The sequence below is a fragment of the Stieleria sp. JC731 genome (assembly GCF_020966635.1).
Classification (GTDB): Bacteria; Planctomycetota; Planctomycetia; order Pirellulales; family Pirellulaceae; genus Stieleria.
On sequence record NZ_JAJKFQ010000002.1, the window covers coordinates 1,084,605 to 1,110,233 of the forward strand.

Annotated in this window: 20 protein-coding genes; 10 read left to right on the plus strand and 10 right to left on the minus strand. The window is 53.3% G+C overall.

Going from position 1 to position 25,629, the window contains the following annotated elements:
• Nucleotides 1-32 precede the first annotated feature (32 nt).
• Both LOC67_RS09680 and LOC67_RS09685 read left to right on the plus strand, forming a co-directional pair.
• The gene (locus tag LOC67_RS09680) at nt 33-1,229 is read left to right on the plus strand and encodes an amino acid aminotransferase (RefSeq protein ID WP_230262391.1); all 1,197 of its coding nucleotides are present in this window, start codon (nt 33-35) and stop codon (nt 1,227-1,229) included.
• Nucleotides 1,230-1,305: 76 nt separating this feature from the next.
• The gene (locus tag LOC67_RS09685) at nt 1,306-2,073 is read left to right on the plus strand and encodes a hydroxypyruvate isomerase family protein (protein ID WP_230262392.1); all 768 of its coding nucleotides are present in this window, start codon (nt 1,306-1,308) and stop codon (nt 2,071-2,073) included.
• A gap of 41 nt (nt 2,074-2,114) precedes the next feature.
• On the opposite strand, the gene LOC67_RS09690 is transcribed toward LOC67_RS09685, so the two are convergent.
• Together LOC67_RS09690 and argC are read right to left on the minus strand one after the other, a co-directional pair.
• Complete coding sequence (locus tag LOC67_RS09690; RefSeq protein WP_230262393.1) at nt 2,115-3,194, minus strand: type II CAAX endopeptidase family protein; 1,080 nt, start codon at nt 3,192-3,194, stop codon at nt 2,115-2,117.
• 7 nt (nt 3,195-3,201) lie between these two features.
• The gene (argC, locus tag LOC67_RS09695) at nt 3,202-4,224 is read right to left on the minus strand and encodes an N-acetyl-gamma-glutamyl-phosphate reductase (protein WP_230262394.1); all 1,023 of its coding nucleotides are present in this window, start codon (nt 4,222-4,224) and stop codon (nt 3,202-3,204) included.
• Nucleotides 4,225-4,721: 497 nt separating this feature from the next.
• Here argC and LOC67_RS09700 point away from each other — a divergent pair, with 497 nt between their 5' ends.
• Nucleotides 4,722-8,576: a choice-of-anchor D domain-containing protein gene (locus LOC67_RS09700; protein WP_230262395.1), complete on the plus strand. Its 3,855-nt coding sequence runs from the start codon at nt 4,722-4,724 to the stop codon at nt 8,574-8,576.
• Between the two features lie 12 nt (nt 8,577-8,588).
• Here the strand turns inward: LOC67_RS09700 and LOC67_RS09705 are convergent, their stop codons facing one another.
• The 3 genes from LOC67_RS09705 to LOC67_RS09715 all read right to left on the minus strand — a co-directional run bounded on the left by LOC67_RS09705 (nt 8,589) and on the right by LOC67_RS09715 (nt 11,735).
• The gene (locus LOC67_RS09705; protein ID WP_230262396.1) at nt 8,589-9,323 is read right to left on the minus strand and encodes a hypothetical protein; all 735 of its coding nucleotides are present in this window, start codon (nt 9,321-9,323) and stop codon (nt 8,589-8,591) included.
• Between the two features lie 4 nt (nt 9,324-9,327).
• Nucleotides 9,328-11,034 (minus strand): DNA-methyltransferase, encoded by a 1,707-nt coding sequence (locus LOC67_RS09710; RefSeq protein ID WP_230262397.1) that lies wholly within the window; start codon nt 11,032-11,034, stop codon nt 9,328-9,330.
• Nucleotides 11,035-11,417: 383 nt separating this feature from the next.
• Complete coding sequence (locus LOC67_RS09715) at nt 11,418-11,735, minus strand: hypothetical protein (RefSeq protein WP_230262398.1); 318 nt, start codon at nt 11,733-11,735, stop codon at nt 11,418-11,420.
• Nucleotides 11,736-11,947: 212 nt separating this feature from the next.
• Here LOC67_RS09715 and LOC67_RS09720 point away from each other — a divergent pair, with 212 nt between their 5' ends.
• Nucleotides 11,948-13,267 (plus strand): Gfo/Idh/MocA family oxidoreductase, encoded by a 1,320-nt coding sequence (locus LOC67_RS09720; RefSeq protein ID WP_230262399.1) that lies wholly within the window; start codon nt 11,948-11,950, stop codon nt 13,265-13,267.
• Between the two features lie 198 nt (nt 13,268-13,465).
• Nucleotides 13,466-14,221 (plus strand): NIPSNAP family protein, encoded by a 756-nt coding sequence (locus LOC67_RS09725; protein ID WP_230262400.1) that lies wholly within the window; start codon nt 13,466-13,468, stop codon nt 14,219-14,221.
• A gap of 51 nt (nt 14,222-14,272) precedes the next feature.
• Here the strand turns inward: LOC67_RS09725 and LOC67_RS09730 are convergent, their stop codons facing one another.
• On the minus strand, nt 14,273-15,628 hold the full coding sequence (locus tag LOC67_RS09730; protein WP_230262401.1) for a putative sugar nucleotidyl transferase: 1,356 nt from the start codon (nt 15,626-15,628) through the stop codon (nt 14,273-14,275).
• A gap of 63 nt (nt 15,629-15,691) precedes the next feature.
• On the opposite strand from LOC67_RS09730, the gene LOC67_RS09735 reads away from it, so the two are divergent.
• A complete protein-coding gene (locus tag LOC67_RS09735) occupies nt 15,692-16,909 on the plus strand; it encodes a hypothetical protein (RefSeq protein WP_230262402.1) in 1,218 nt (405 codons plus the stop codon).
• A 61-nt stretch (nt 16,910-16,970) separates the two neighbouring features.
• Here LOC67_RS09735 and LOC67_RS09740 read toward each other — a convergent pair whose 3' ends face one another.
• The 3 genes from LOC67_RS09740 to LOC67_RS09750 all read right to left on the minus strand — a co-directional run bounded on the left by LOC67_RS09740 (nt 16,971) and on the right by LOC67_RS09750 (nt 20,853).
• Complete coding sequence (locus LOC67_RS09740) at nt 16,971-17,747, minus strand: hypothetical protein (RefSeq protein WP_230262403.1); 777 nt, start codon at nt 17,745-17,747, stop codon at nt 16,971-16,973.
• A 281-nt stretch (nt 17,748-18,028) separates the two neighbouring features.
• The gene (gene lpxB / locus LOC67_RS09745) at nt 18,029-19,243 is read right to left on the minus strand and encodes a lipid-A-disaccharide synthase (protein WP_230262404.1); all 1,215 of its coding nucleotides are present in this window, start codon (nt 19,241-19,243) and stop codon (nt 18,029-18,031) included.
• 92 nt (nt 19,244-19,335) lie between these two features.
• On the minus strand, nt 19,336-20,853 hold the full coding sequence (locus tag LOC67_RS09750; protein WP_230262405.1) for a leucyl aminopeptidase: 1,518 nt from the start codon (nt 20,851-20,853) through the stop codon (nt 19,336-19,338).
• 124 nt (nt 20,854-20,977) lie between these two features.
• On the opposite strand from LOC67_RS09750, the gene LOC67_RS09755 reads away from it, so the two are divergent.
• Nucleotides 20,978-22,807 carry a UbiD family decarboxylase gene (locus LOC67_RS09755; RefSeq protein ID WP_230262406.1) on the plus strand — a complete coding sequence of 610 codons (1,830 nt, stop codon included), beginning with the start codon at nt 20,978-20,980 and terminating at the stop codon, nt 22,805-22,807.
• Between the two features lie 146 nt (nt 22,808-22,953).
• Nucleotides 22,954-23,766, plus strand: coding sequence for an SDR family NAD(P)-dependent oxidoreductase (locus LOC67_RS09760; protein WP_230262407.1), 813 nt, complete (start codon nt 22,954-22,956; stop codon nt 23,764-23,766).
• A gap of 155 nt (nt 23,767-23,921) precedes the next feature.
• Here LOC67_RS09760 and LOC67_RS09765 read toward each other — a convergent pair whose 3' ends face one another.
• Nucleotides 23,922-24,350, minus strand: coding sequence for a hypothetical protein (locus LOC67_RS09765; RefSeq protein ID WP_230262408.1), 429 nt, complete (start codon nt 24,348-24,350; stop codon nt 23,922-23,924).
• Between the two features lie 318 nt (nt 24,351-24,668).
• Between LOC67_RS09765 and LOC67_RS09770 the strand changes: the two genes are divergently transcribed.
• Nucleotides 24,669-24,977 (plus strand): hypothetical protein, encoded by a 309-nt coding sequence (locus LOC67_RS09770; RefSeq protein ID WP_230262409.1) that lies wholly within the window; start codon nt 24,669-24,671, stop codon nt 24,975-24,977.
• A gap of 273 nt (nt 24,978-25,250) precedes the next feature.
• On the plus strand, nt 25,251-25,469 hold the full coding sequence (locus LOC67_RS09775; protein WP_230262410.1) for a hypothetical protein: 219 nt from the start codon (nt 25,251-25,253) through the stop codon (nt 25,467-25,469).
• Nucleotides 25,470-25,629 lie beyond the last annotated feature (160 nt).

Below are 25,629 nucleotides of genomic sequence, written 5' to 3' on the forward strand. Positions count from 1 at the left end.
TTTAACATTCTCGTTTCCCTTTCGAACCTCCCATGAGTCACCGTTTCTCCATTCTCGAAACCGCACCTCCGGACGCCATTTTGGGTCTGACCGAAGCGTTCAATGCCGATTCGAATCCCGACAAACTGAATCTGTCTGTTGGCGTCTACAAAGACGAAACGGGTAAAACGCCGATCCTGCAATCTGTCAAAGCGGCTGAGAAAAAGATCCTGGAGACCGAGGCAACCAAGGGCTATTTGCCAATCGACGGTTCGCCGGATTACGCCAACGATGTCCGGCAATTGGTTTTTGGCGATAGTATTCCGCAGGATCGTGTCGCAGTAATGCAAACGCCAGGCGGCACGGGCGGGCTTCGCGTCGCAGCTGACTTCATGCGGACACAGCTACCGCAGGTCAAAGTCTGGATGCCGAATCCGACTTGGGCAAACCATCCGGCCATTTTTGCCGCTGCGGGACTGCCCACGGAAACCTATCGCTATCTGGCCGACGACCGGACTTCGCTGGACCTCGACGGGATGTTGCAGACGCTGCGCGAATCGGCTTCGCCCGGTGACGTCGTTTTGCTTCACGGCTGTTGTCACAACCCGACCGGGATTGATCCCACAAAGGACGATTGGAAACAGATCGCCGACGTTGTCAAAGAGAAGCAGCTGTTGCCACTAATTGACTTCGCCTATCAAGGGTTCGGCGACGGCATCGACGAAGACGCGTTCGGCTTACGGACGATCTTGGAACAAACCGATGAAGCGTTGGTCTGCACTTCGTTTTCAAAGAACTTTGGCCTTTACAGCGAACGCGTCGGGGCGATTTCCTTGGTCGCAGCAAGCAGTGAAGACACGAGCGCGGCGCGAAGCCAACTCAAACGCACCGTCCGTACCAACTACAGCAACCCGCCACGTCACGGTGCCTCGATCGTCGCGACGATCCTTGGCGATGAACAGCTAACGCTTCAATGGAAAGAAGAACTTGAAGCGATGCGAGTCCGAATCACGCGACTTCGCGAACAATTTGTCGAAACGATGAAGAACACCGGCAAGGGCCATGACTTTGGTTTCTTGCTTCGCCAAAAAGGCATGTTCTCGTTCAGCGGTTTGACGCCAATGCAAGTTGACGAATTGAAAGGCAAGTACGGCATTTACATCGTCGGCAGTGGCCGAATCAATGTCGCCGGCATGTCGGAAACCAAAATGCAGTACTTCTGCGAATCGGTTGCCTCGGTACTTGAATAGTCATCTGTGCGCGCGACCGGCAATCATTGTCTGATCGCAAGTTTATTGTCCGCCAACCACACCCATCAGCATTTCAATGTCTGGACTGAAATCCTCCGTGTGTATCGACGCCGTTTTCGAAGGCGTCCCCAAGTCCGAAGCGATCGCGCGTGTCAAATCGTGTGGAATCGATGCCTTTGAATTTTGGGGTTGGTGGGACAAAGACTTGGCCGAGATCGAAGACGCCAAAGCAAAGCACGAGATGCAAATCGCATCGTGCTGCACCAAGTTCATTTCCTTGGTTAACCCCGCGGCACGTCGTGAATACCTCGACGGTTTGGCCGAATCGATCGAAGCGGCCAAGCGATTGGGATGCCCAACGCTAATTTCCCAAGTCGGCGACTTTCGTGAAGACGAATCGCACGAAGCCCAGCACGACTGCCTCGTCGAAGGCTTGCGCGAAGCGGCACCGATGCTGGAACAGGCCGGTATCACGTTGGTCTTTGAACCGCTTAATGACCTGATCGATCACATCGGCTACTACCTCGTTCGCAGCGAACAGGCATTCGCGATCGTCGATCATGTCGATAGCCCTAACGTCAAAGTCGTCTTTGACATCTACCACCAACAGATCAGCGAAGGCAATGTGATTCGCAATGTTGTGGAAAACGTCGGCCGCATCGGTCACTTGCATGCCGCCGGTAATCCCGGACGCAACGAACTGACACGGGGCGAGTTGAACTATGCGGAGATCTTCAAAGCGATCCGCGACACCGACTACGAAGGCTATGTCGGTTTGGAATACTGGCCGATCGATGACCCCGAAAAGGGTCTCAAAGAAGCCAACGCTTTGGTCTCTGCCTAAGCATTGCAAGTCTTACGCGCAAACCGTGGCGGTCTTCTGAACTAGACCGCCGCGGCAACCTTCGGCGTTGGATATCGCCAAAGCGCAATCGCTGTCACAACGGTGCCAGCTAGACTTAGCGACAGCACCATCATCAGGAACAAAACCATTTGACCTGACGGCAGTTGCCCTTCTTGCTCGGGTGCCAACACGACGGCGAAGACGCTGATCGAATTGTTGATAAAGTGCGCCAGCATCGCGGGAAAAATTGATGCGCTACGCCACGCGATCACACCGAGATAGATTCCCAGTGGCATCACGGCGATCACGTGAACCCAGTCCAAATGAAAGACAGCGAATAACAACGAAGCGATCAGGATACCGAAGATCGGTCCGATCAGACTGTTCAACCGCGTTTGAATGTACCCACGAAACAGCAGCTCTTCGCATAGTGCCGGTGTCCCACCGATCATCAGTGCCAGCGGAACCAGGAACCCCGATTCGCCATGACCACGAAAGACGTCGGTCATCATTTTCAGGTTTTCACTTTCGCCGATCAGCGACCCAACAATGGCCGACGAGACAAAGCCGATCAACGGTGTCGAAGCGGCTGCCGCAGCCCAAGCCCACAGCGGCCAATGCCCACGCACCAGCGATAGCCTTCGCCGAAACCCGTCAGGCGAAAAGAACGCAAAGATGACGGCGAGCGAAACGAGCGCGAACTGCGGGGCGACTACGAGTACCGGGAATCCGATCCTTGAGTTGGAAACCACTTTCATGGCTTCCGGGTTACCAATCAATCGCGGATTCAGCTCTCCGTAAACGATCGTGATCGCCAGGAAGACCGCCAAGAAGCTAGCGACGAAAAAGATCGCCAACGAGATCGCTGGCATGCCGAGCACGTTCCATCCCAAGGCGATCGCTTTGTACAAACCCGGTTGAGTCGTTTTGAAATCGAAAGCTTGGCGAGCGATCGGATTCAACCCCGGTGGCACGAGCGGTTGTGGTGGACCTTGATCGCCGGTCCCGACTTCGTCGCGATGATCGATTTGGACATCAGTCGCGGCAAGTTGTTCAGCCGAAGACTCAGAGGATGCTGACTCCGGAGTCGTGGGAACTTGATGCGGGTCGGGGTTTTCCATCACATTTTCAGCTGAGGCCTAACGTTTGATCGATTCCAAACATCACGTTCATGTTTTGGATTGCCGCCCCGCTTGCTCCTTTCGCCAGATTATCGATCGCTGACAAGAGCACCACTCGCTTTCCAGAAGCTCGGGCCGACATTTGAACATAGTTCGTTCCGGCGACATGTGCCGTCGCCGGAAGGTGTTCGACAACGTTAACAAACGGCTGGTTGCCGTAACAATCGCGCCAACACTGTGTGATCTGATCGACGGCGGCCTGGGAATCGCCGTTTTTAGGCCGAACGTAAATCGTCGACAGAATTCCTCGTGACATCGGCGTCAGGTGAGGCGTGAAGACAACTTGGGATGGATCGTCAGAAATCCTGCTGACCAAGTCTTCGATTTCCGGACCGTGACGATGACTGCCGACTGCGTAGGCGGCGATCGATTCGTTCGTTTCGCAGTACAACGTGCCCAGTTTCAAGCTGCGTCCCGCTCCGCTGACGCCGCTTTTGCTGTCCACGATAACGTCATCCGCTTCGATCAAACCGGCTTTTGCGAGAGGCGCAAGCGGCAAGATCGCGCTGGTGGGATAGCATCCGGGATTGGCGACCAAGTCGGCTTTGGCAATTTCATCGGCAAAGAATTCAGGCAAACCGTAAACGGTTTGGCCAACGCGCTCCGGCCAAGGATGTTTGACTTTGTACCAGTGCTCATAAACGTCCAACGATGAAAGCCGAAAATCCGCACTGAAATCAATCACGCGGATCCCAGCAGCACAAAGCTCTTTGACCGTTTCGGCCGACGCACCGTGAGGCAGACAGCACATCGCCACATCGCACTGCGAGGCGATCTTACCGGCATCGAGTTCTTCAAAAGTTAGATCGATGCGCCCTGCTAGTGAAGGGTGGACTGCCGCGATCGGTTGCCCCGCATCAGATCGAGCTGTCGCGATCGTCAAGCGAGCTTCGGGATGCGAACTCAACAGCCGAGCGACTTCCAATCCGGTGTACCCGGTGGCCCCAATCAGTGCGACAGAGATCGACATTCCTATATCCAATCCAAAGTTGAAGAACAAAGCGGTGACTAACTATCAGCCCGAAACAGGCTCGAAACCGGAATTGAGCACTCGTCCGGAATGCGGCGTCCGAAACGGAGACGACACCACATCCCAACCGAGGGGTTTTGAGTACCGATCCGATGCTCTGGAAAGTCATCAGTCGTTCCGGACCATTCGCGGCAGTTAAATTGTTGCGAATCAGACGGGGTCGGTCGATAGGCTTTTGTCTCGGGTGGTTTGCCAGACGCCAAGTGATTTGCGAATTTCGCCGGAACCGATGATTTGCGTTACACTACGCGTCTACCTGCAGGTGAAAGAATTCGCTGCTGTTATTCAAGGAAGTTACCTTCGCCGTTTTGGTTCGGCTTGTCGACAGAAAGAAACGCTCGTCTTTACCATATTGGACGACGAGTTGTTTTCCAGATGTCTATTGAATCATTGGCGAACGGTCGAATGAAAGCCGCTTGTCTCGTCTTTTCGATCCAATGAGCCACACCCGCAATCGCTGTCGATTGAGTCGCAGTAAATCTCGTCGTTCAATCGTTGAGTCGCTGGAATCACGACGTTTGTTGGCCGCCAGTTTGGGGCCAGCATCCGATGGCGCGGATTTTGAAACCGACCCGCGAATCATCAGCATGTTCTACGGTCCGCTTCAACCCGGACGTGCGGTCCCACCGATTCAAGCGATTGCCCCATTAATCGAAGAACCGGAAACACAACCCGATGGCTTGCCGGCCGATGAAGGCGAAGCGGGCTCGCCAAGTGGTGTCGCTCCGTTTGATCTCGATCAAACCTTTCTATTGCATAGCCGTCCGGATTCGAATTTCACCATCTATCTGGACTTCGATGGCCATGTCACCGTCGGGACGTCATGGAACAGTGGCTATGGAATCGATGAAATTGTCCATCCGAACTATTGGGGCGGCACCGGCAGTAACTTTTCGAATTCGCAGCTCGAATTGATTCAAGAGATTTGGCAAGTCGTTGCCGAAGACTTTGCGCCCTTTGATGTAAACATCACAACCGAAGAGCCAACCGACCTGGATGATCTTCGTTACAACGGATCGAGTGACACGCGTTGGGGAAGCCGCGTTGTCATGACCAAGCAATCATTTGCCGACTGCGGTTGTGGTGGTCACGCTTACTTAGGTGCTTTTGACGACCCGCAGGACGAACCGGCAATCGTCTACAACAGCGGGTTGAACGCGGGCAGCGAAACCGTCAGTCATGAAGTCGGCCACCAACTGGGACTTCATCACGATGGCAACGGATCGAACACCTACTATCGCGGTCACGGATCCGGGGACACGGGATGGGGACCGATCATGGGTGCCCCGTTCAGTAAACTGACAACGCAGTGGAGTCAGGGGGAATACTACGACGCCGACCGAACAACTGAAGATGACTTGGCTGTCATCACCGGCAGCAGCAATTTCCCCTACGTCGATGATGACTATTCCGATAGCCAAACCGGTGCGACGGCAGTGCTGGAACGCAACACGACCTCGATCGAAGCGTTTGGAATCATTGAAACCAGTGACGATGTTGATTGGCTGAAATTCAATACCGGTGGCGGCGATGTTTCTTTGTCGGTGGATGTCACCGGCTATAAACCCAACCTGGATGTTTGGGCAGGGCTCTTCGATTCCGATGGCAACTTCATCGTCGACGCCAATCCACAAACACAGCTGTCCGCTTCGTTCGGAACGATCAACCTGGATGCGGGCGAGTACTTTATCAAGATCGAAGGCGGACCACGCGATTCGACATACGATCCTGTTCTGGATCAACTGGTCGAACCGTCTCCGCCGCCATACACCGTCTCCGGTCCGCTAGGTTACAGCGACTATGGCAGCTTAGGTCAGTACCGTGTTCAAGGCACGATCGTCGATCCGGGCACACCGACCCTCGCGATCTCGGCCGGATCATCAGCCTATCGTGAAGGCCAATCGGCCACGATCACGCTGACAACGAGTGATGCAAGCGACGGAACTTTTGTTGTCGAAATCGTTCCGACAAGACAAAGTCATCCCAGTAACCCGGCTCCCGATTCAAGTGAAAGCGATGATTTCGGTATCGCCACGACACAGACCGTGAACGTTGTCGGAGGGACTGGAACGCTCACGATTCCGATTCTTGATGACAGCTTGGTGGAAAGGACGGAAACGTTTCGTGTCTTGATCACCGACTCCGCCGGGATGGTCGTTTCGAACCGCTTTGTCGATATCAACATTTTGGAATCTAAAACAGAGTTTTCAATCGTCGCGATCGATAGCGTTACACCCGAAGGTGACTTTGACTCCGAAAACTCGCATCGTTTTGAGATCCGTCGAACCGGACGAATCGATACGCCGCAGATAGTTACATGGCAGCGACAATTGACCGGATCCAACCCGGCTCAAGCAAGTGACTTCACTACACCCGACAGCGGCACGTTCGAATTCGCTATCGATCAGACCAGTGCAACGCTGCAAGTCGACTTGTCTGGTGACATTGTTATCGAAGCGGACGAAGACTATGCCATCGAATTGGCTGTGACGAATGGCGAATCGTATTTAATCTCTCCGATCCAAGCATCAGCTGAAGGGACCATCATTGATGACGAATCGGTGATTTCGTTTACGTCAAGCGCTCAGTTTCGTGTCCGTCAACTGAGTTTCAGCGGTGCAAATTTTGATCACTTCGCAATTGATAACTTCGCTATCTCAGGCACAGCGATCAATGATGACTTTGATCCAGACATCGATAACGTGAACTGGGATTCGATCCTATCCGCTACCGCTGAAAGTACATTTCCCAACAGCAGTGGTAACGCGCTGCTATTCGGTGGAGGAAACGAACGGTCGGCAACAACGGTTCCCACGTCACCACCGCTGGGGTCTCAGATTCAGTTTGACATCATCTTTTCCGATGGAAGCCAACCGGGATTGAACGCAACCGAAAACGGCGAAGACGCCGTCGTTGAATATTCACTTAATGGTTTGGATTGGATCGAGATCCAACGTCGTGACGAAAGTGAATTCACTGTTTGGACGCCAGTCACTGTCGATGTCCCTGCAGAAGCCAGTTTTGAACCGACCATGTTTGTCGAAGGAAACACCGGGACCACCACCGCATCAATGGTGATCACTCGGCTGGGCTATTTGGATAAAGCGATCGATGTCGGCTGGGCGATCACACCAACCGGCGGAAACCCTGTTGATGCTGCTGACTTCGGCGGAACTTTACCTGCGGGCACTGTCAATTTCGCTGCCGGGGAAGCTACCGCAACGGTTGATTTTGACATCACAGGTGACTTTTCGATTGAACCCGATGAGACATTTAACCTGACGGTCGTATCAAATTCTGGTGGTCCGATTTCCAACGCTTCATTGCCGGGTTCGATTACCAACGACGACGTCGCTGGTCCGGAGATCAATATCTTAGGATCCAACGGCGAAACGATTTTCAGTGGTGATTCAACCCCATCACTCGAAGACGGAACCCAGTTCGCACTTTTGGATGTCGATAGCGATCCAATCATCCAAACGATGGCGATCGAAAATACAGGGCTGACAGATCTACATGTCGGTTCGATCTTGATCGAAGGCGCCGATGCGAATTCATTCGAGATTTCACAATTGCCTCCTTCGACAATTGCCCCCGGATCCTCGGCTGCATTCTCGATCGCGTTCAATCCAACCACGGGCGGCCAAAAGGACGCGACCATCGTTATCAACAACGATGACCCTAGCGAATCACAGTACAACTTCGCCGTTCGCGGACTTGCGACCGATCTAAAAGTCGAAGAAGTGTTAATCAATGATGGCTCTGACGCGCGAAGCCAAATCGAATCGATCACTGTCCGATTCAACCAATTGGTTTCACATGAACTAGTCAATCGCGCATTTCAAGTCCGCCTGGTTTCCGATCAGCAGTCCTACCAGTTCCCATCCGTCGCATCGACCGATGTGAACGGCAAGACAGAAGCTCGGCTCACATTCCCGACAGCAGGTCAGCAACCCACATCGGGCTCAACGTGGACCGATGGATTCTACGAACTACGAATCATCGCCAGTTCGGTTGTTTCGGTCACACAAGTCCCTTATCCGATGGCAACGGATCGATACTTCGGAACGGCAGATGGCGAGGTCAATCCGGCTGACCGATTCTTTAGGCTCTTTGGCGACATCAACGGTGACGGCGAGATCAATACGATCGATTCGCGACAATTTCGCGAATCACTGCTGACCGTTGAATCGGATGAGAACTTTAATTCTCAATTCGATTTCGATACCGACGGCGACGTCGACCGCCTTGATTACTCCGTATTTCGCCAGCAGCTATTCCGATCGCTTTAGCCACAGGTGGGCTTACGAATCGTTGGGCCGGATCGCATTGGCAAACGCGGCGATCGGGCCTTCGTCATAGACCGGGGTGGGTGACTTTGAATCCAGCTCAAAGATCGAAATCAGGATCGATTTACCAGCCACATCACAACGTCCCTGGTGGACACGAAAAGGCCACGAAGGACTTTTCATCGGCGAGATCCATTCGATTTGAACATTCTCATAGAGCACCGAACAGACCTGAAGTCGGCTGTCCGATAGCGTATCAAAGGCCAGTGAATTTGGCGGAACACCTAGCCGCTCGATCGAGTCTTGTTGATCGCTGGGAATTGACTGATCAACAGTATCAACGATGCCATTTTTCTGAATCTCTTCCGACTTCCAAGGCTGAAATAGATCGGCCTTTGGCGGCCATTGATCTACATCAGGATCGAATTCATCAACACTGCCGATCAGCTTGGCCTGCCGATTGATAAACGAAACGGCCGTTAATTGAGAAGGTTTTTGATTGACCGCATAGAAAGAGAATCCCGCTGGGGTTTCGATCGTGATGCCTAAGGGATCACATTGGATTTCGCTTTGTTCCAGCTGAAGAACATCAGGGACCAGCAATGAATCGAGTGATATTTCCCCGTTGGGATCGCGAGAACGGTCAGCGCCGTTAAATCCTAGCCAACCGATCGCCAAGATCACCGCGATCGCGAATACATTGGCGCGTGTCAGCTCCAGACGTTCTCGTTCGTTTGATGGAGAATTCATCCGCTCAGAAAAGTTTGGTGGCGATCGGTTGATGCATGAAGTGGGCATTTAACCAAGGACGCAACCAAGTCACTAACAAGCTTCGATGGATCAACGCATCTTGTCGTTTCTTGATTGGCCAGAACTGCACTTCCGTGGGTTGAAAACGCTGCCATCCTTCGCACGTCTGTGTTCGCCGTACATGAGCCACGACGTCACTCGATTGACCAACATACAACACGGACTCGGCGTCACTGATTGCATAGACGCCGGCAATCATCGTTTCGTCATACTGCTCAAGAAAACTTTCAATCGACTGTGCTTCTGGGGATTCGGACTCCAAAAAGCTACCCGCCAGTTTCTTCACTTGGCGAGTGTGTTTCCCTGCGGTCACCGTTTGGTGCAAGCTCCAGATCGCACGACGAAACTCGATCGGCGAACCTGATTCGGCGAATAAGGATGCGGTTCGATCAAATTCATCGGCTGCGTCTGGGGAACACATCAATGCGTCGATCGATAGCGCATAATCCACCGACAACATTTGGAAAGCGATTTCTGCGGCGTCACTAATCGCGTCAATCTCTTTCAGCGAATCGGCTTTGAACTGAACCGCATCGGGCAAAGCTTTATCCCTTGAAAGCTCAAGCAGATACTCAAGCCAAGTCCGGGCATCGCCGAGCAGTTTTTCCTTCTTGCAGTAATCAACGAACACCGAGACGCGTTCCGGATCGAGCAAGACATCTTCGGCACAGACGTCGCGGCCGTAGGGTGACGCGTCCTCAAAAGCATTGGCGACTGTTCGGGCGATGGCTTTGTTCATCGGTATCACCGGCCGACCGTTTTTGAACTCCGTTCGCTGTTTTCCTTTCTTCGTCGTCGGCGCACTTTTCACCGGATCGACCGGACCGTCTAGGGCGTCGCCGACTTTGCATCCATCAAGCCGTTCATTGATTCGCTGGACGTATTCTTCGGACAGTTCAAATCCCATGAACTGCCGACCGAGCTTTTTTGCGACGGCTAGCGTTGTTCCGCTGCCACCGAAGGGATCCAAAACGAGATCGCCCGGATTACTGGAAACGCGAATGATTCTGCCCAGCAATTGTTCCGGCATTTGACAGCCATGAAAGCCTTCGCGTTCTTTGAACGTCCCCGCGACTCGGGCGTAGTACCAAGTGTCATGGGACGGACTGAAACCCATCGGAGGCGAGTCTTGTGGACGTAGGATCCAGGTGTTATCCGGCAGTCGTCCCTTCGCGTTCGCTCGTGCGTCGGCATAAACCAATTGCCTCGCCGATGGGACACGCACCATCGGGTTGTCGCCATTAAACGTGAACTTGTCGCGGTCTTTGACGAAATAAAAGATGTGGGTGTGGGAACGACTGAATCCGCGGACGCAATTCACACCGAAGGTGTAATACCAGATAACCCAAGAGCGACAATGAAAGCCCAGTTGTTGCGACAGGACTTTTAGCTCGGCAGCATACTCATCGCCGATCGCTAACCAGAACGATCCATCATCTTTTAACACCCGATGGACTTCGCCGATCCAGGAACTACAAAAATCAAGATAGTCCTGGCTGGCTCGCTGATCGTCATAGACGTCGTAGCTGTACCCGATATTGAAAGGCGGGTCGGCGAACACTAGATCGACGCTGCCGTTTTCCAATTGGCTCAGCTTTTCAATGCAGTCGCCTTGATGAACCTGGTTCGCGGTAAGCGTCGAAGTCGTCACAAAAACTACAGTGTGGAAAAGGGGTCAGGTCTCAAAAACGGTTGGGCCGGTCGGCCTCATCACGATCTGGCCCCAGTTAGGCATCGATCCGCGCTTCAACCGTCATCCAAATCGCGGCTCTAGTGCTTCGTTCCAACTCGATTTTAGGATTAGCCGTATGGCGCCGGCCACGGTTTCAGTGCAATCACCGGGGCGAACGCCCGTCGGCTGATGACCCGAACCCGTATTTTCATATGGAACGAAGCACTAGTGTATCGATGTAGTTGCGATCGCGCCAGTTCTAGGTTCTGTAGGACGATCCGAATCGAATGAAATCGAGTCCTCTGTTTTGCTGAAATACGGCTGTTAAGCGAGACAACACGCATTCTTTGGGCTGCGGTGTTCTACAAATGCACGGGCAAGAACACTTTCCGCTCACCAGGCTGCTTCTCCGGCAAAGGGTCGACCCAGTCCGGTTCACGTCCTTGGGCGTAGATTTCGGCGACCTGTGCTTTGAATTGTTTGACGATTTGACGCATCAAATCGCGTTCGCTACTCGCTTTGGCGGTCACACCCGGCAGATTGACAACACGCCCTTGAATTTGCCCCTCGACAGAAGCGAGATAGACCACGCAGGGCATCGACGGTGGGGGATCAGCCTTCGATTCAACGGGAAGCGAATTTTCGCTGTTTTTTTCTGGATGCTGAGCGGGATCTTGCATGGCGAACGAAATCGGACTGGAATCGGAAAAACCTTGGCTTAAAGACATCGCGGGAAAGCAAAACCGATCAATTTCCCTTTACAATAGACCGATGTGAATTGGTCTGCCCCTTTATCCACATCCCCCCCTAACTAATCCGCCGCCTGTGCAGGCCCGCAGACTTATTTCTGATCCCACCAGGCGGATTGAAGACTGTTGAAAAGGAACAACCTATGGAAAACCAGCCTAGCCGTAGAAACTTCTTGAAAACCTCGACCACCGCTGCTGCCGGGGTCACGCTTGCCAGCACCATCGCACGTTCAGCTCACGCCCAAGGCAGCGACGAAATCAAGATTGGTCTGATCGGTTGCGGCGGCCGTGGCACCGGTGCGACGGTCAATATGTTCGAGACCAAAGGTAACGTCAAACTGGTCGCCGTGGCAGACGCGTTCGACAGCAAGGCATCCGGTGTCGTCAACACTCTTAAGTCGCGCAACCGCGGCAAGTACGCTTCCAAGGTTGACGTTCCTGCAGAGCAAATTTTCAGCGGATTGGATGCCTACAAAAAGGTAATCGAGTCCGACTGCGACGTCGTCATCATCGCGACACCTCCTGGGTTCAAACCACAACAGTTTGAAGCGGCTGTTAACGCCGGAAAACACATCTTCATGGAAAAGCCTGTCGCATCGGACGCCACCGGTGTTCGACGTGTTTTGGCAAGCGTTGAAGAATCCAAGAAAAAGAACTTGATGGTCGGCATCGGTCTGCAACGCCGCCACGAAGCACAATACTTGGAAACCGTTGGACGTATTCACGATGGCGCGATCGGTGACTTGATCGCCCTTCGTGTTTATTGGAACGGTGGTGGTATCTGGTATCGCAACCGCAGTGCCGACCAAACCGAAATGGGTTTCCAGTGCAACAACTGGTACCACTTCAATTGGCTTTCGGGTGACCAGATTTGCGAACAACACATCCACAACCTGGATGTCGGCTGCTGGTTGAAAGGCGAATACCCAGTCGAATGTAACGGCATGGGTGGTCGTGGTCTGCGTGAAGGTGGCGATGCCTCAAAGAGCCAAATCTTTGACCACACGTTCTGTGAATACACCTTCGCTGATGGCACCAAAATGTTCAGCCAAGGTCGTCACTTGAGTGGCGGTTGGAACCACGTCGCCGAATACGCGCACGGAACCAAGGGTACCGCCAACGTTTCCGGTTCATCGATCACCAACGCCGATGGCGAGTGGCGATTCAACGGTCAGCGTCAGCAAGGTCACCAACAAGAGCAACACGATCTGATCGAAGCTCTGATGCGTGGCGACATCTACAACGAAGGCGAATACGGTGCGATGTCGACCTTCACCGCAATCCTTGGCCGTGAAGCGTGCTACAGCGGAAAGGTCATCAAGTGGGATGAACTGCTAGAAAAAGGACGCGAATTGGCTCCTGGTATCGATGAATACACCCTCGACACCACCCCGCCAACCGCTCCCGGACCGGACGGAAACTACCCCGTCCCAGTCCCAGGAAAGTACGATCCATTCGCATAATGGTGATCGCTACAGACTGCTAATTCAGCGACGCGACTCGATGTCTATCGGGTCGCGTTTTTTTATCGCTTGAACAGACATTTCCACCAGGGTTTCGTACACAATGATAGCCGCCTGAACAAAGCAAGCGGCTGAACACGAACGCTGGTTTAACCGCGCATCGCTACGACTTCACTATCCCGCCAGATCGCCTCCACCATGAACAAATTCATTCGCTTCATCGCACTCGCAGCCATCACCGCTGGCGGTTTCGTCGCAACTGCCACGAATGGCTTTGCCGACGTTTACGAACTGCGGATCTACAAAACAAACGAAGGCAAACTCGATGCGTTGAACGCTCGGTTTCGTGACCACACCATGCGACTGTTCGAAAAGCATGGCATCCAATCGATGGGATACTGGGTACCGACCGATAAAGTCGACTCGCAAAACACGTTGATCTATGTGATCAAACACGCGAGCCGAGATGCGGCTAAAGAGTCATGGAAAAACTTCCTAGCGGATCCAGAATGGAAGAAAGCCGCTGCGGAATCCGGCGTCGGTTCGTTGGCAGAACGCCCGCAGTCAACCTACATGGAATTGACCGACTATTCACCCAACTACGAAAACGCGGAAGGCGATGACGACGATGTTTTCGAACTGCGGATCTACAAAGCCGCCGAAGGAAAACTCGGAAAGCTTGATGCGCGTTTCCGCGATCACACGATCGACCTGTTTGCTAAACATGGCATCAAGAACGTTGCCTATTGGCACCCCACCGATTCGCCCGAAAACGAAGACACGTTGATCTACATCATCGAACACGAAAGCACCGATGCCGCAAAGCAATCTTGGAGTGCGTTCGGTTCGGATCCGCAGTGGAAGAAAGCTGCTGCGGAGTCTGGTGTAGGTAGACTGGCCGAACGCCCAACGTCGATTTACATGACGGCGACGGACTACTCACCGATCAAGTAGTTGCGAAACGGTTGAACCGGAACTGCTGTCGCTGGCTTTCCGAAATGAACGTTAGAAGCCGTATTGATCACCGCCATCACGTTCGATGGCGGACAGTTGGTACATGTCTTGAATCAACTGAATATCACAGTCTCTTTGTTCCACCTTTCGTCGAGCGAACATTCGCTTTTGAGTGTTCACCATCACTTCGGCTGGCAACAGCGATTGCTGACCAAAGAGGCGGGCGTGGTTCACATAGCTGGGGACATTGGATGTCGCAAAGCCATACAGCATGCTGCAAACCCCGATCACCTTTCCTGTAAAGATGCTGGTGTTGATTGCAGTCTTGCTGTAGTCGCCCATGATGCAGCCTAGAAACTGCATGCCGGTCGCGACCTTCTCACCGCCGTACTCGATGTTAATTTTGCCATAGGTGTTTTTAAGGTCGCTATTACAAGTCCCAGCACCCAGGTTGATCCAACTGCCCAGGTAGCTATGCCCCAGGAATCCGTGGTGTTGTTTATTGGTGTAGGGTTCGATCACCGAAGCTTCGACTTCACCACCGATCTTCACTGTATGCCCCAAAGCGACACCGTCTTTCAGTGCCGCATGTTCGATCACGCGAGTCCCTACGCCGGCATAGACCGGACCAGATAGGTAACAAAATGGGCCGACGCTGACGCGATCATCCAGCAGGATTGGTCCTTCACTGGTATCGACGACCGCGTACTTTCCGATCGAGACTCCTTCGGCGACGAAGACGCCATCTTCTGTCTCGCTGTAGTTGCCTTTTTCCAGCCGATACGTCATCGCGTCCGGCATTTCTTTCATATGCCAAGCGACGACTTCGTGTGGCCAATTGAACGTCGGAAATTGATCCGCCGTAAATCCACCATCAAGCTCTTTCAAATCATCGGCAATCGTCAACAGTTGCGATATCGTGGACTCACCGCTGAGCTTCACCAATTCATCAGTCGATCGTCGCGCCGGTTTCTTAAACGGTGAAGCGACTTTGTTGTCAGCTTTCGCAGCTGATGATTCTTTGATCGTACCAATCTTTGACGTTTCTGATGGGCCGAGTTTCGCGATCAAGACGACACCGGATTCTGGACAGCGAATCACACCGCAGGCGTCTGACTTCGCAAGCTTTTCCAGCTGTCGCAAGGTCTGCACACGAGGAACGATCCGAGCATTGACCAAGATCACGTCGCCAGATTTGACCGAGTCATCCGTTGGCGATTCCAAGCCTCCATCTAGCTTTTCCAGCGTTGATAAATACTGCCGGACTGAGACACGGATCTCGCCTGGAAGCTCACGCAACCAATCGATCAACTTGTAACTTGCACAGGTGATCGCATACGCGGGCCGCGCATAGGTGATCGGCTGCAGTTGGCTGACAAATTGGTCTTCGAAACAGATCCACTTCATCGCGTGTTTCACTTCGTCTCGTGTGCTGGTTGTATCGGTTACGCGAGTGTAACCGATATTTGATTGTCTTCCGATGTGGTTTTGTCACCAGTCCCTGACGTCGGTCGGTCATGGCTTTCTGGACGAATCTACCTTCTGGATATGTCCAGGCATGCCCTTTCTATCCGACGGTACCGACGAGTCGTCATCACGGCTTTGCTGATCGGTACGCTTGCGCCGAAGCTGGGATTGGGTGATCAGCCGTCGGTTGATCAACTGTTGCGATCTCTAAAATCGAATTCTTATCAGACGCGTGCGCTCGCATCTGAACGTCTGCTCGGAATCGCTGAAACCGACAGTTCTGCGGCTAGAAACCTTGACGGCCAACTTGCAAAGCCAGTCGCTGACGGGGAAGAGCTGGAATATCGCCTTGCATTGATTCGGCTGAAACAGACGATTGAGCTGCGGCGAGCGAAACGATTCCGGGCGAAGTTTCTATACGAGCCTTTATCGACGACGGAGCGACCGATCGGTTGGGATCAGTTTCGACAGTTCGCTGGCGAAGACTTTGATGCAAGACTGACATTCGTCAAGATCACTGATTCTGACCATCGCTTTGGTGCTCGCTTGGTTTCACCCGATCAAGTCGAATGGCCCGACGAAGTCCCTTGCCGTCTTGGGCAAATGGAGTTCGTTCATTGGTGCAGTCTGCTGGCTCAACAGTCGAGCCGTTCGATTCAGTTGTCTGACCGTTGGACGATGTCGATCGCTGTCCTGCTTCGCAGTGAAGGCCAAGGTCCGCTTCTGACACGGGATTATGAGAAGGTCGTCTTCGCCCGGTTGGTCGAGAGCTATCTCAACGAAGCACCTGTTGATCTACAGGATCGAATCTGTATCGGTATGCGATACGGTTGCCATCGAATGGTTGAATCCGACTGCCAACTCGTGCTGGCCGATCCGGAACAGTCGCCCGCCAGAATCGCGGTGGCTCTGTTGGCGTATTCAGCACTGTGCGAGAACGGTTTCACATCGGAAAGTCGGTTGCTTACACAATGGCTTGATCAGTATGCAAATGACAATCGCGTCGCCTACGTGTGGCGTTCAACAACTCCGGTCCAGAAGGTCATCCGAACACAGGTTCGCGATATCACCTTTGCCCTCCGAGTCCATCGCCAAGGTTTGAATCCACGTTCGCTTGGATTGGAATCGATCCAAGCCCATCGGCGATTGATCTATCAACCCTACACGGTTGGCTTTGAATCCGAAGCAGATCGACTTGCGGTTTATGAGTCGATTGAGTGATTGGTGAGTTGCAGAGAGTACCCATCACAGTCCCTGTGATGTCGCGAGCTTTAGCTGACTGCTAGAGAATGCTCTCGGCAACCAAACGTTCGTGGAATGGTGTCACGACTTCGACATACCACTCACTGGTTCCTTTGTCTTTGTGAACCAGGTATTCCAATTCGATTCGCAGTCGGTATGGATTCTTAGAGTGGTCTGCGGCAAGGATCACTTCGGCCTTCTGTCGCCCGTAGTGGTTGTAAACGCGAACCGGACGCCACAACACCCAATCGTGATCGGGTGAATATTTCACCAAGTCAGAGACTGTGGAATCCTCTGGCTCGTACGAGTCGTTCCCGGAACGCAACATTTCAGCTTCTCGCTTTTTCCGCTCGTTCTCGTAGTGAATCTCCAAAGGCATCGTTTTCAGGTAACGATTGACGTAACTCTTTTGCAATTCGTTTGCATAGATCGAATTGCCGCTGCTTGCCACTCGGACAAATTGGCGAGCAAAGTACTCTGCTTGATTCCCAAGGGTTTGGTACTTTGATCCGTAGCGTGCCAAGCTGAAGGCACAGAAGAAACACGACAAGATGATCGCCCATCTCGCGGCGCTAGTGCCGACCGGAACGACATCACCAAGCTCGGGACGTGTTTTTCGAAGTGCGATCAGAGCGAACAGAATTGCCAAGACGCCAACTGCCAGCATGGGCAGTGCGACGGTAGCGAAACCGCTAATCAAAGCCAAAATCAGGGCGATAAAGCCAGAAATGCGTAGCGGTGTGCCTGGAGACTCGTATCCAGCTTCGCTACTCATTACCGCGCCGAGCGTCCGTGGGGATGTCGAATCGGTCGTCATCGGGAGGTGATCTAAAAAAGGGCAGTAATTCGAATAGAAATCAGGTCGGATCCCGAAATGCGGTGGAAATGCAGTTCCGGATCAGAAACGTACGCAAATCAGCGGCATTTGGTTTGATGCCAGGTATCGAAATTTGCCCGATTTCACGTCCGAATCACTGTTTTCACAGCTGAACCACAACTGATTCACTGTGGAATCGCAGTTCGCGGTGGATATCAAGTCCCCCCCGAATGCCAGCGTTCCGTTGGCGTTGAAAATCTGGATCGACTAAAGGACGGCGACTACGCCACCCGTTTTACGATCGTGGCGTTGGAATCCGACTCGCCAAGAAGTTCCAGCAACTTTTCCGCTGCTCGGTTGCTGGCCCCGGTTTGAGCGTACCGGTCGCAGAGACGATCGAGCTGCTGCCGCCGTTCTTCCAGTAAAGTGTTGTCAGAAAGCAGTCGGCCGATTTGATCGACAAGGAATCGAACCGCTGGGCGAGGATTGCCCACGCTGATCAGCTCCGGAAACGGTCGAGATCGGCTACCCGAATCGGGCATCAAGTTCGGCAACGTGACGCTATCGACTTTGACAACGCAGCGTCCGAAGGCGTAAAGGAATCGCCCCACTCGATACATCACAACCGCCGGAGTACGACGGGCCATCAGTTCTAAACTGACCGAGCCACTAACCATCATCGCACAACGTGACTGATCGACGATTTCGCTGGTGGCTCCTTGATAGAAATCGATTGGCAAGTGACGTCCAGTCGATTCGACAAATCGATCGTATTCGCTTTTACAAAATTGGAAGTGTTTGTCACGGTACGCCGCGACGGCAAACCGAGTTTCCGGATGCCACTGGCTCAATTCTGCGATCGCCTGCAGCATCACCGGCCAATTGCCGTTCACTTCGGCTGTGCGCGAACCTGGCAACACCGCCACTGTTGGCGATTCTCCGGCGGATCGCTTGATCGATTGAACCGTTTGCGAATCCAATTCGGCTCGATCGACAGCATCAAAAAATGGATGCCCGACGAAGGTCGTTGGGATTTGATGACGCGAGAAAAACTCTTGTTCGATCGGAAGCACCGCCAGCACGTGGTCGACGGTGGCTTTCATCTTTCGAATCCGCCAGGATGCCCAGGCCCATAGCTGAGGCGGGCAGTAGTAATAAACCGGGATGCCGTATTTCTTTGCCCGTTTGGCGATGTGCCAATTGAATCCTGGAAAGTCCACCAACACGACCGCATCGATTTGGCCGCTGGCGAAGATCGCTTCGGCTTGATCGACAAAGCGAAAGAATTCGCGGAGCTTCGGCAGCACCTCTAAGATGCCAACGACGGCGTGCTCGGTTAAATCCAAGTCAATCTGACAGCCGACATTTCGCATTTCTCGACCGCCGAACCCGCGCACACAAATGTCCGGCTGACGCTCACGCATCGCCTCGATCAAGTGGGCCGCATGCTCGTCACCGCTGGGTTCACCGACGGAGAAAAAGATGGTTTTGCTCATGCTTGCCTTGGATAAAGCAAGCTGTGCAGAACGTCAAGATAAACTAGGCAAAACAGTTAACTCGGTGAACCCGAGCGAACTGCGGGCGATCACTACAGCGATTCGACCCAACGCAGCAGCGTGCGGACGTAAACACCGGTCGCGCCTGCATCACGGAACGGCTTGGGGCTATCGGAGAAGGCAGGACCGGCGATATCGAGGTGAACCCAAGGGGTTTTGTCGACAAAGTTTTCCAAGAACTTTGCGGCAGTGATCGCACCACCCCAACGCCCTTCGCCAATGTTCTTGATGTCGGCAACTTTGCTTTTCACCTTTTCGTCGTAAAGCGGAAGCATCGGAAGTTGCCAAAGCAGTTCGCCTTCAACTTTTGCCGCCGCGAAAACTTGATCGGCGACGCTTTGATCGTTCGTCATCAGTCCCGCGACTTCGTTGCCAAGTGCGACCATGCAAGCACCAGTCAAGGTTGCCAAGTCGATCATCGCGGATGGCTTGTAAGAAATCGCGACGTTCAGTGCATCGGCCAGTACGACGCGACCTTCGGCATCCGTATTAAGAATTTCGATCGTCTTGCCGCTGCGCGTTTTGATCACGTCGCCAAGTTTGTAGCTGGAGCCGTTGACCATGTTTTCGGCGAGACCACAAACGGCTACCACGTTGCGTTTGACACCCAGTTTTGCGATCGCGTTCATGGCTCCGATCACAGTCGCGGCGCCACCCATGTCGCACTTCATGTCGATCATTCCGTCACTGGGTTTGAGCGACAGACCACCGCTATCGAAGGTCACGCCTTTGCCGACCAAGGCGACCGGGGCTTCACCTTCGGCACCCCCGTTGTATCGCAAGATGACCAATCGAGGTGGCTTATCGCTACCACCGCCAACCGCCAGGATTGATCGACAGTTCTCCTCGGCCAGCTTCTTTTCGTCCCAGATCTCGCATTCGATCTGATTGCCAGCAGACATTTCGGCGATGATCTCGGCGAATGATTCCGGGTAGATCGCCGAAGCCGGCTCGTTGACCAGTCGCCGAGTCAAATTGATTGACTGCCCCACGACGGTACCACGATTGATGGCGGCATCATCGAGCGCCGAGAACGTGATAGTTTCAGGCACATTGATCGCCACTTTGGAACGATAAATCGCTTGGCCTTCCAAGGCATACAGGGCTCCCGAAACGATTGCATCGTATGCCGACTTGTCAAAGCACTCGCCCAGCGCGACGAACAGTTTCTCGTGCGGTTTGCCAACCAGGGAACGAAGCGCTTGACTGGTTATCCTGAATGCCAATTCGCGGTTTGCATCTTTGTCCTGTTTGACCTTCCCTAGTCCGATGACGAGAACCAGTTTTGGGCCATCTTCACTGGGTCCAGCCAACAGCATGGTTTCGCCTTCGTCACTGGAAAGCTTCCCCGCATCCCGCAGCCGCTCGATCGCATGGCCGATTTTTTCATCAATCAACGCTGCGGTGGGGCTCAGTGCTACACCATCGCTGACGCCGACAATCGCGACATCGCAAGGCTCATCAGCACCCGGATTGGCGGTCAAGATTGTGGGTTGGGGCAATTGCCCCAGGAGAGATTTCCGTTGAGACTGTGACGAACTTTCCGACATAAGATGATTCAACAGTGATTTTGTATTCGGTTTGTGCTCAACCGATCAACACGAGCGGTGGCATTTCCCACCGTTGGTTTTCGCAACAAACCTTGGTTTCCAGTTCAATAGTTTACCGGCCGTCATGAAGCACCGCAGTACCCGAGACACGGTTAACGATCTACGATCCGGTGGCTATTTAATCGAAGTCACCGACGCGGTCGATCCTAACCTGGAAATGGCCGAGATCCAACGCCGTGTCTATGCCAATCAAGGACCTGCGGTCTTGTTTCGCAATCCAATTGGGACTGCATTCCCGATGGTTTCGAACCTATTCGGATCGATCGAACAAGCTCGTTACCTGTTCCGTGACACTTTGGAATCCGTACGGAGGCTGATCGAAGTCAAACTGGATCCGTCCGCGATTGCGAAGCGTCCACTGCGGTATGCGGGAGTGCCCTGGACGGCGACCAAGATGCTTCCCAAGTTCGTTCGTCGCGGAGCCGTTTGCGAACATCGATGCCAGATCGCCGACCTGCCGATGATGAAGTCGTGGCCGGATGACGGCGGTGCTTTCGTTACCCTACCGCAGGTCCTTAGCAGCGATCCAGACGCCCCCAAGAACTTGATGAAAGTCAACTTGGGTATGTATCGAGTCCAGCTCTCTGGCAACGAATACGCCGGTGACGAAACCGGTTTGCACTACCAAATCCATCGCGGCATCGGTGTTCATCACAAACGCGCCTTAGAAAAGTCGCAGCCACTTGATGTCGCGGTGACCGTTGGCGGATCGCCCGCGATGACGTTGGCCGCTGTTATGCCACTTCCCGAAGGCCTTACCGAGCTAACCTTTGCAGGGGCCTTGTCGGGTCGGCGTGTGGGATTGGTCCGAGGTGACCACGCACCCGTCTATGGTGACGCCGATTTCGCGATCGTCGGAACCATCGATCCGAACGAGACAAAACCGGAAGGCCCGTTTGGCGATCACTTGGGCTATTACAGTTTGCAGCATCCGTTTCCCGTCTTGAAAGTCAAACACGTTTGGCATCGCAAAGACGCGATCTGGCCTTTCACCGTTGTCGGGCGGCCGCCCCAAGAAGACACGACTTTCGGCCAATTGATTCATGAATTGACCGACCCCATCATCCCGACGGTGATCCCTGGCGTCAAAGCCGTGCATGCGGTCGATGCGGCCGGCGTTCACCCGCTGCTGTTGGCGATCGGAAGTGAACGCTACATGCCGTATTTAAAGGAAACATCGCCGCAAGAATTGCTAACCCAATCGAACGCCATCCTGGGCAACGGACAACTGTCGCTAGCGAAATACCTGATCATCGTTGATGACCCGCTGGACGAATTAAAAATTCACGACATCGCATCGTTTCTTCAATACGCACTCTGTCGAATCGACCCGGCTCGTGATTTGCATTTTCAAACGCAAACGACCATCGATACCCTCGACTATAGCGGTGAAGGATTTAACCGCGGTTCGAAAGTTGTTATCGCTGCAGCTGGCAGCCCGAAACGTGAACTGCCAACAGAGATCCCTAGCTCACTTCAATTGCCCAGTGGGTTTCGAAATCCTCAAGTCGCCCTCCCAGGTGTGTTGGTCATCCAAAGCGATGCCTACGATTCGCAATCGGGTCGTGATGACATCCAACGTTTTTGCGACGCGTTCAACCGCGAAAGTCCGATCAGTCGTTTCCCGCTTGTAACGATCGTCGACGACAGCGATTTTGCGACGCGAAACGTACAGAATTGGTTGTGGACAACATTTACGCGTAGCAATCCTGCCACGGATGTCTTCGGCATCGACAGCCAAACGGTTGCCAAGCACTGGGGTTGCCACGGAAGCATCGTGATTGATGCGCGCTTTAAACCTTGGCAAGCGCCTGGATTGATCGAAGACAACGAGACCATGAAAAAGGTTGACGCGCTCGCTTCACGTGGTGGGCCGCTGGCCAAGTACCTTTAGCGACCTGTTGAGTTTCAGGTTTGATCTCTCGCAATGTCGCCCCGGACGACACAATACCGGCGGGAAAGAACGCTACCTTTACGGAGTGAAGGGCGACAATAGAAAATCAACAAGATAACACTGTCCTCCAACGAACCCATGCACCTGTGAATACGAATCTGCTGCAACGTGTTTTCGACTGCGATGCTCCGGTCGCATTAATCACCGGCAGCGGCGCACCACGTGTCGGACGTGTGATCGCTGAAGAACTTGCCAACGCGAACTGCCGCATCGTGTTCCATGCCAACCATAGCGTGGATCAGGCACAGCGAGCGGCTGAGAATGTTCAACGTGAATTCAAGGTCGATACGTTTGTTGTCACTGGTGCCCTGGACGAATCGTCGACGCCCGACCGACTGGTCGACGAGGCTTTCGATCACTTCGGCAGGCTGGACATCTTGGTCAACAGCGCGGCGATTTGGAAACCGAGCAAACTGAGCGAGATCACCGCCGACGAAATGCGACGCTATTTCGAAATCAATGCGATGGGCTCGTTCTTTTCTGCTCGTGCTGCCGGCCGAGTCATGACGACGCAGGCCAATGGCGGTTCGATCGTCAACATCGGTGATTGGGCCACCGAGCGACCCTACCTTGATCATGCCGCTTACTTCCCAAGCAAAGGCGCGATCGATGTCATGACGCGCTCCCTAGCTGTCGAACTTGCACAGCAGAACTCAGCCATTCGTGTCAATTGCATCAAACCAGGTCCGGTACTACTGACAGACGAAGTCCCCGACCAACAACGCAAGAAACTCTGCGCCAGTACACTTGGCGGAAAGATCGGAACAGCGGAACACGTCGCGCACGCCGTTCGCTTTTTGTGTGAGAACACTTTCGTCAACGGAGTCTGTTTACCGATTGACGGCGGCCGGACGGTCTTTGCACCTGACGGGTTGCAAGTTGGTGAGAACACCGGATGAGAAGAAGAGAAAAAGCGCCCGCCGAAGGTGGGTTCGGTCGGGCGCATCTCTGGCAAGACAAGTACGGTAATGAAGAGCGATCTAGGAGAGGACGCCCCGTCAGGTTGTTTTCCAAATTCTATTCAGGCTTTGTCAAAGCCCGTGGCGTCGACTAGCTAGCCGCCCATAAATGTTCGCTTAAACCAAGCATTGCTCCGGCGATCTAAATCGCGAAGCCGATCCACAACCGTTTGCTTCTTTTTCGAATGCTGGTGGTTTGTCTTTGTGGATTGTTGCTTCTGTTCCTGTTGCGTCTGTTGATGGGCCGATGCGTCCGCGGGGTGAGAAGACGGTTGCATCGGAATTGCGTCGATGATCGGCGCCGGTATTGGAGTCGGCACAAACGATTCATGAATCATCGGCGCCGAATTAAATTGGTTGGATGAACTCTCGTCCTTAACGGACTCATCATCCCATCGATCGTTCGGACCGATCAAAACCGATCGGACTTCATCGACTGGGGATGCGGTTGCCATCATGGCGAAAACAAGCACCGCAGCCACCGAATAGATGTGTCGAACACCATTCAGTTGAACTCTGCTCATAGGCACTGACTCCCGTACATGTGTGTGGGTGAAGCAGTGCCGAAACATTCCCGACCGATAGGCGTTCCGCAAAACTTTTGCTACCGATGAACAGCCATTGCCTGCCAAAAGCCTTCAAGACAGTCCGCTCGTTCCGAATGCCGACGAGCTGGATCGTCTTGTCAGCTAGGCCGGTTTGATAAAGAACACGGATCCCAGCGACTACACCGCGATTCGCCGAAAACGCGAAGCACCCCCATCGAAGCAATGAACGAAGCAAACTTCCACATCCACGTTTATGGACCGACGACGACGCTGGCTGAATCAACGACCAATCGGATGTCGCCGATCCCCACCAGTTTTGAAGCGGCCATGCAGAGGCTCGAAACTTTGGTGCCCCAGCCGCTCTCGGAACCCGATGGGTCCATCGCATGGGCGGGTAGCGACCATCGGATCGTCGGGATGATTTATGACGCCGCTGGACACATCCAGTACCTAGAGCTCCGGGGGTATGGGACTGCCTATCATTGGCGCACCTTAATTCAAAGCATTTGCGGCCAGGCTAACATTGATCGATTTTCGATCATGCTTCTGCCGGAGCGGCAGTGGAAGAATTTTCAAAGCTTTGCAAATTTGCTCGGCACGTGATCAAAGCCAAATCACCCACAACCCCCATCTTCACAACCAGCAAAAGCCGCATATTCTGTTTTTACAGCGATTTGGATCTTTTCCGCGAACAAAGCGATCCTTTTTGGGTTCTAGGTCATTGATTGGCACACTGGTTGCAATTACTCATATCCGTCAGATCGAGACGAACTGACAAAATCAAAAACAAGGCAATCACTCTGGGTCGATTGCCAAGTCCTAGGAACCCCGAAAACCGATCCCCACGATCGGCCCTTATCTTACGAGGGATTGAAAATGATGAACGCTGTTTGCAACACCGAAGTCCTGGAATCGCGAATCGACTCTCAAAATGAGAGCACCTGTGGTCAAACGCAGCTGTCCGACGCTGAAATCATGCGTCGCGTCCGCGATATCCGAGCCAACTGGACGCTTTCAGAACGTAAAGCACGTCGCGAAGAAGCAGATCGCCGTTTTCAGAACCTAGTCGACACTCTATTCGCCGAAGCTGCCTAAGTGGCTGGTGTCACTGTGGTCTCCTCGAAAGAGATTGCGATGAGCCACTCCAATTCCATCGCATTGATCTAAGCCGGGCGAGGAAATCTGTCCTGAGATCTCCTCGTCCTTTCGGACACCATTCGATTGGCAGTGAATCGCTTGGAAATTATCATTCGCG

Coding starts and splice junctions, on each gene's coding strand:
- LOC67_RS09680 (WP_230262391.1), top strand. CDS start 33: ATGAGTCACCGTTTCTCCATTCTCGAAACCGCACCTCCGGACGCCATT.
- LOC67_RS09685 (WP_230262392.1), top strand. CDS start 1,306: ATGTCTGGACTGAAATCCTCCGTGTGTATCGACGCCGTTTTCGAAGGC.
- LOC67_RS09690 (WP_230262393.1), bottom strand. CDS start 3,194: ATGGAAAACCCCGACCCGCATCAAGTTCCCACGACTCCGGAGTCAGCA.
- argC (WP_230262394.1), bottom strand. CDS start 4,224: ATGTCGATCTCTGTCGCACTGATTGGGGCCACCGGGTACACCGGATTG.
- LOC67_RS09700 (WP_230262395.1), top strand. CDS start 4,722: ATGAGCCACACCCGCAATCGCTGTCGATTGAGTCGCAGTAAATCTCGT.
- LOC67_RS09705 (WP_230262396.1), bottom strand. CDS start 9,323: ATGAATTCTCCATCAAACGAACGAGAACGTCTGGAGCTGACACGCGCC.
- LOC67_RS09715 (WP_230262398.1), bottom strand. CDS start 11,735: ATGCAAGATCCCGCTCAGCATCCAGAAAAAAACAGCGAAAATTCGCTT.
- LOC67_RS09720 (WP_230262399.1), top strand. CDS start 11,948: ATGGAAAACCAGCCTAGCCGTAGAAACTTCTTGAAAACCTCGACCACC.
- LOC67_RS09725 (WP_230262400.1), top strand. CDS start 13,466: ATGAACAAATTCATTCGCTTCATCGCACTCGCAGCCATCACCGCTGGC.
- LOC67_RS09730 (WP_230262401.1), bottom strand. CDS start 15,628: ATGAAGTGGATCTGTTTCGAAGACCAATTTGTCAGCCAACTGCAGCCG.
- LOC67_RS09740 (WP_230262403.1), bottom strand. CDS start 17,747: ATGACGACCGATTCGACATCCCCACGGACGCTCGGCGCGGTAATGAGT.
- lpxB (WP_230262404.1), bottom strand. CDS start 19,243: ATGAGCAAAACCATCTTTTTCTCCGTCGGTGAACCCAGCGGTGACGAG.
- LOC67_RS09750 (WP_230262405.1), bottom strand. CDS start 20,853: ATGTCGGAAAGTTCGTCACAGTCTCAACGGAAATCTCTCCTGGGGCAA.
- LOC67_RS09755 (WP_230262406.1), top strand. CDS start 20,978: ATGAAGCACCGCAGTACCCGAGACACGGTTAACGATCTACGATCCGGT.
- LOC67_RS09765 (WP_230262408.1), bottom strand. CDS start 24,350: ATGAGCAGAGTTCAACTGAATGGTGTTCGACACATCTATTCGGTGGCT.
- LOC67_RS09770 (WP_230262409.1), top strand. CDS start 24,669: ATGTCGCCGATCCCCACCAGTTTTGAAGCGGCCATGCAGAGGCTCGAA.
- LOC67_RS09775 (WP_230262410.1), top strand. CDS start 25,251: ATGATGAACGCTGTTTGCAACACCGAAGTCCTGGAATCGCGAATCGAC.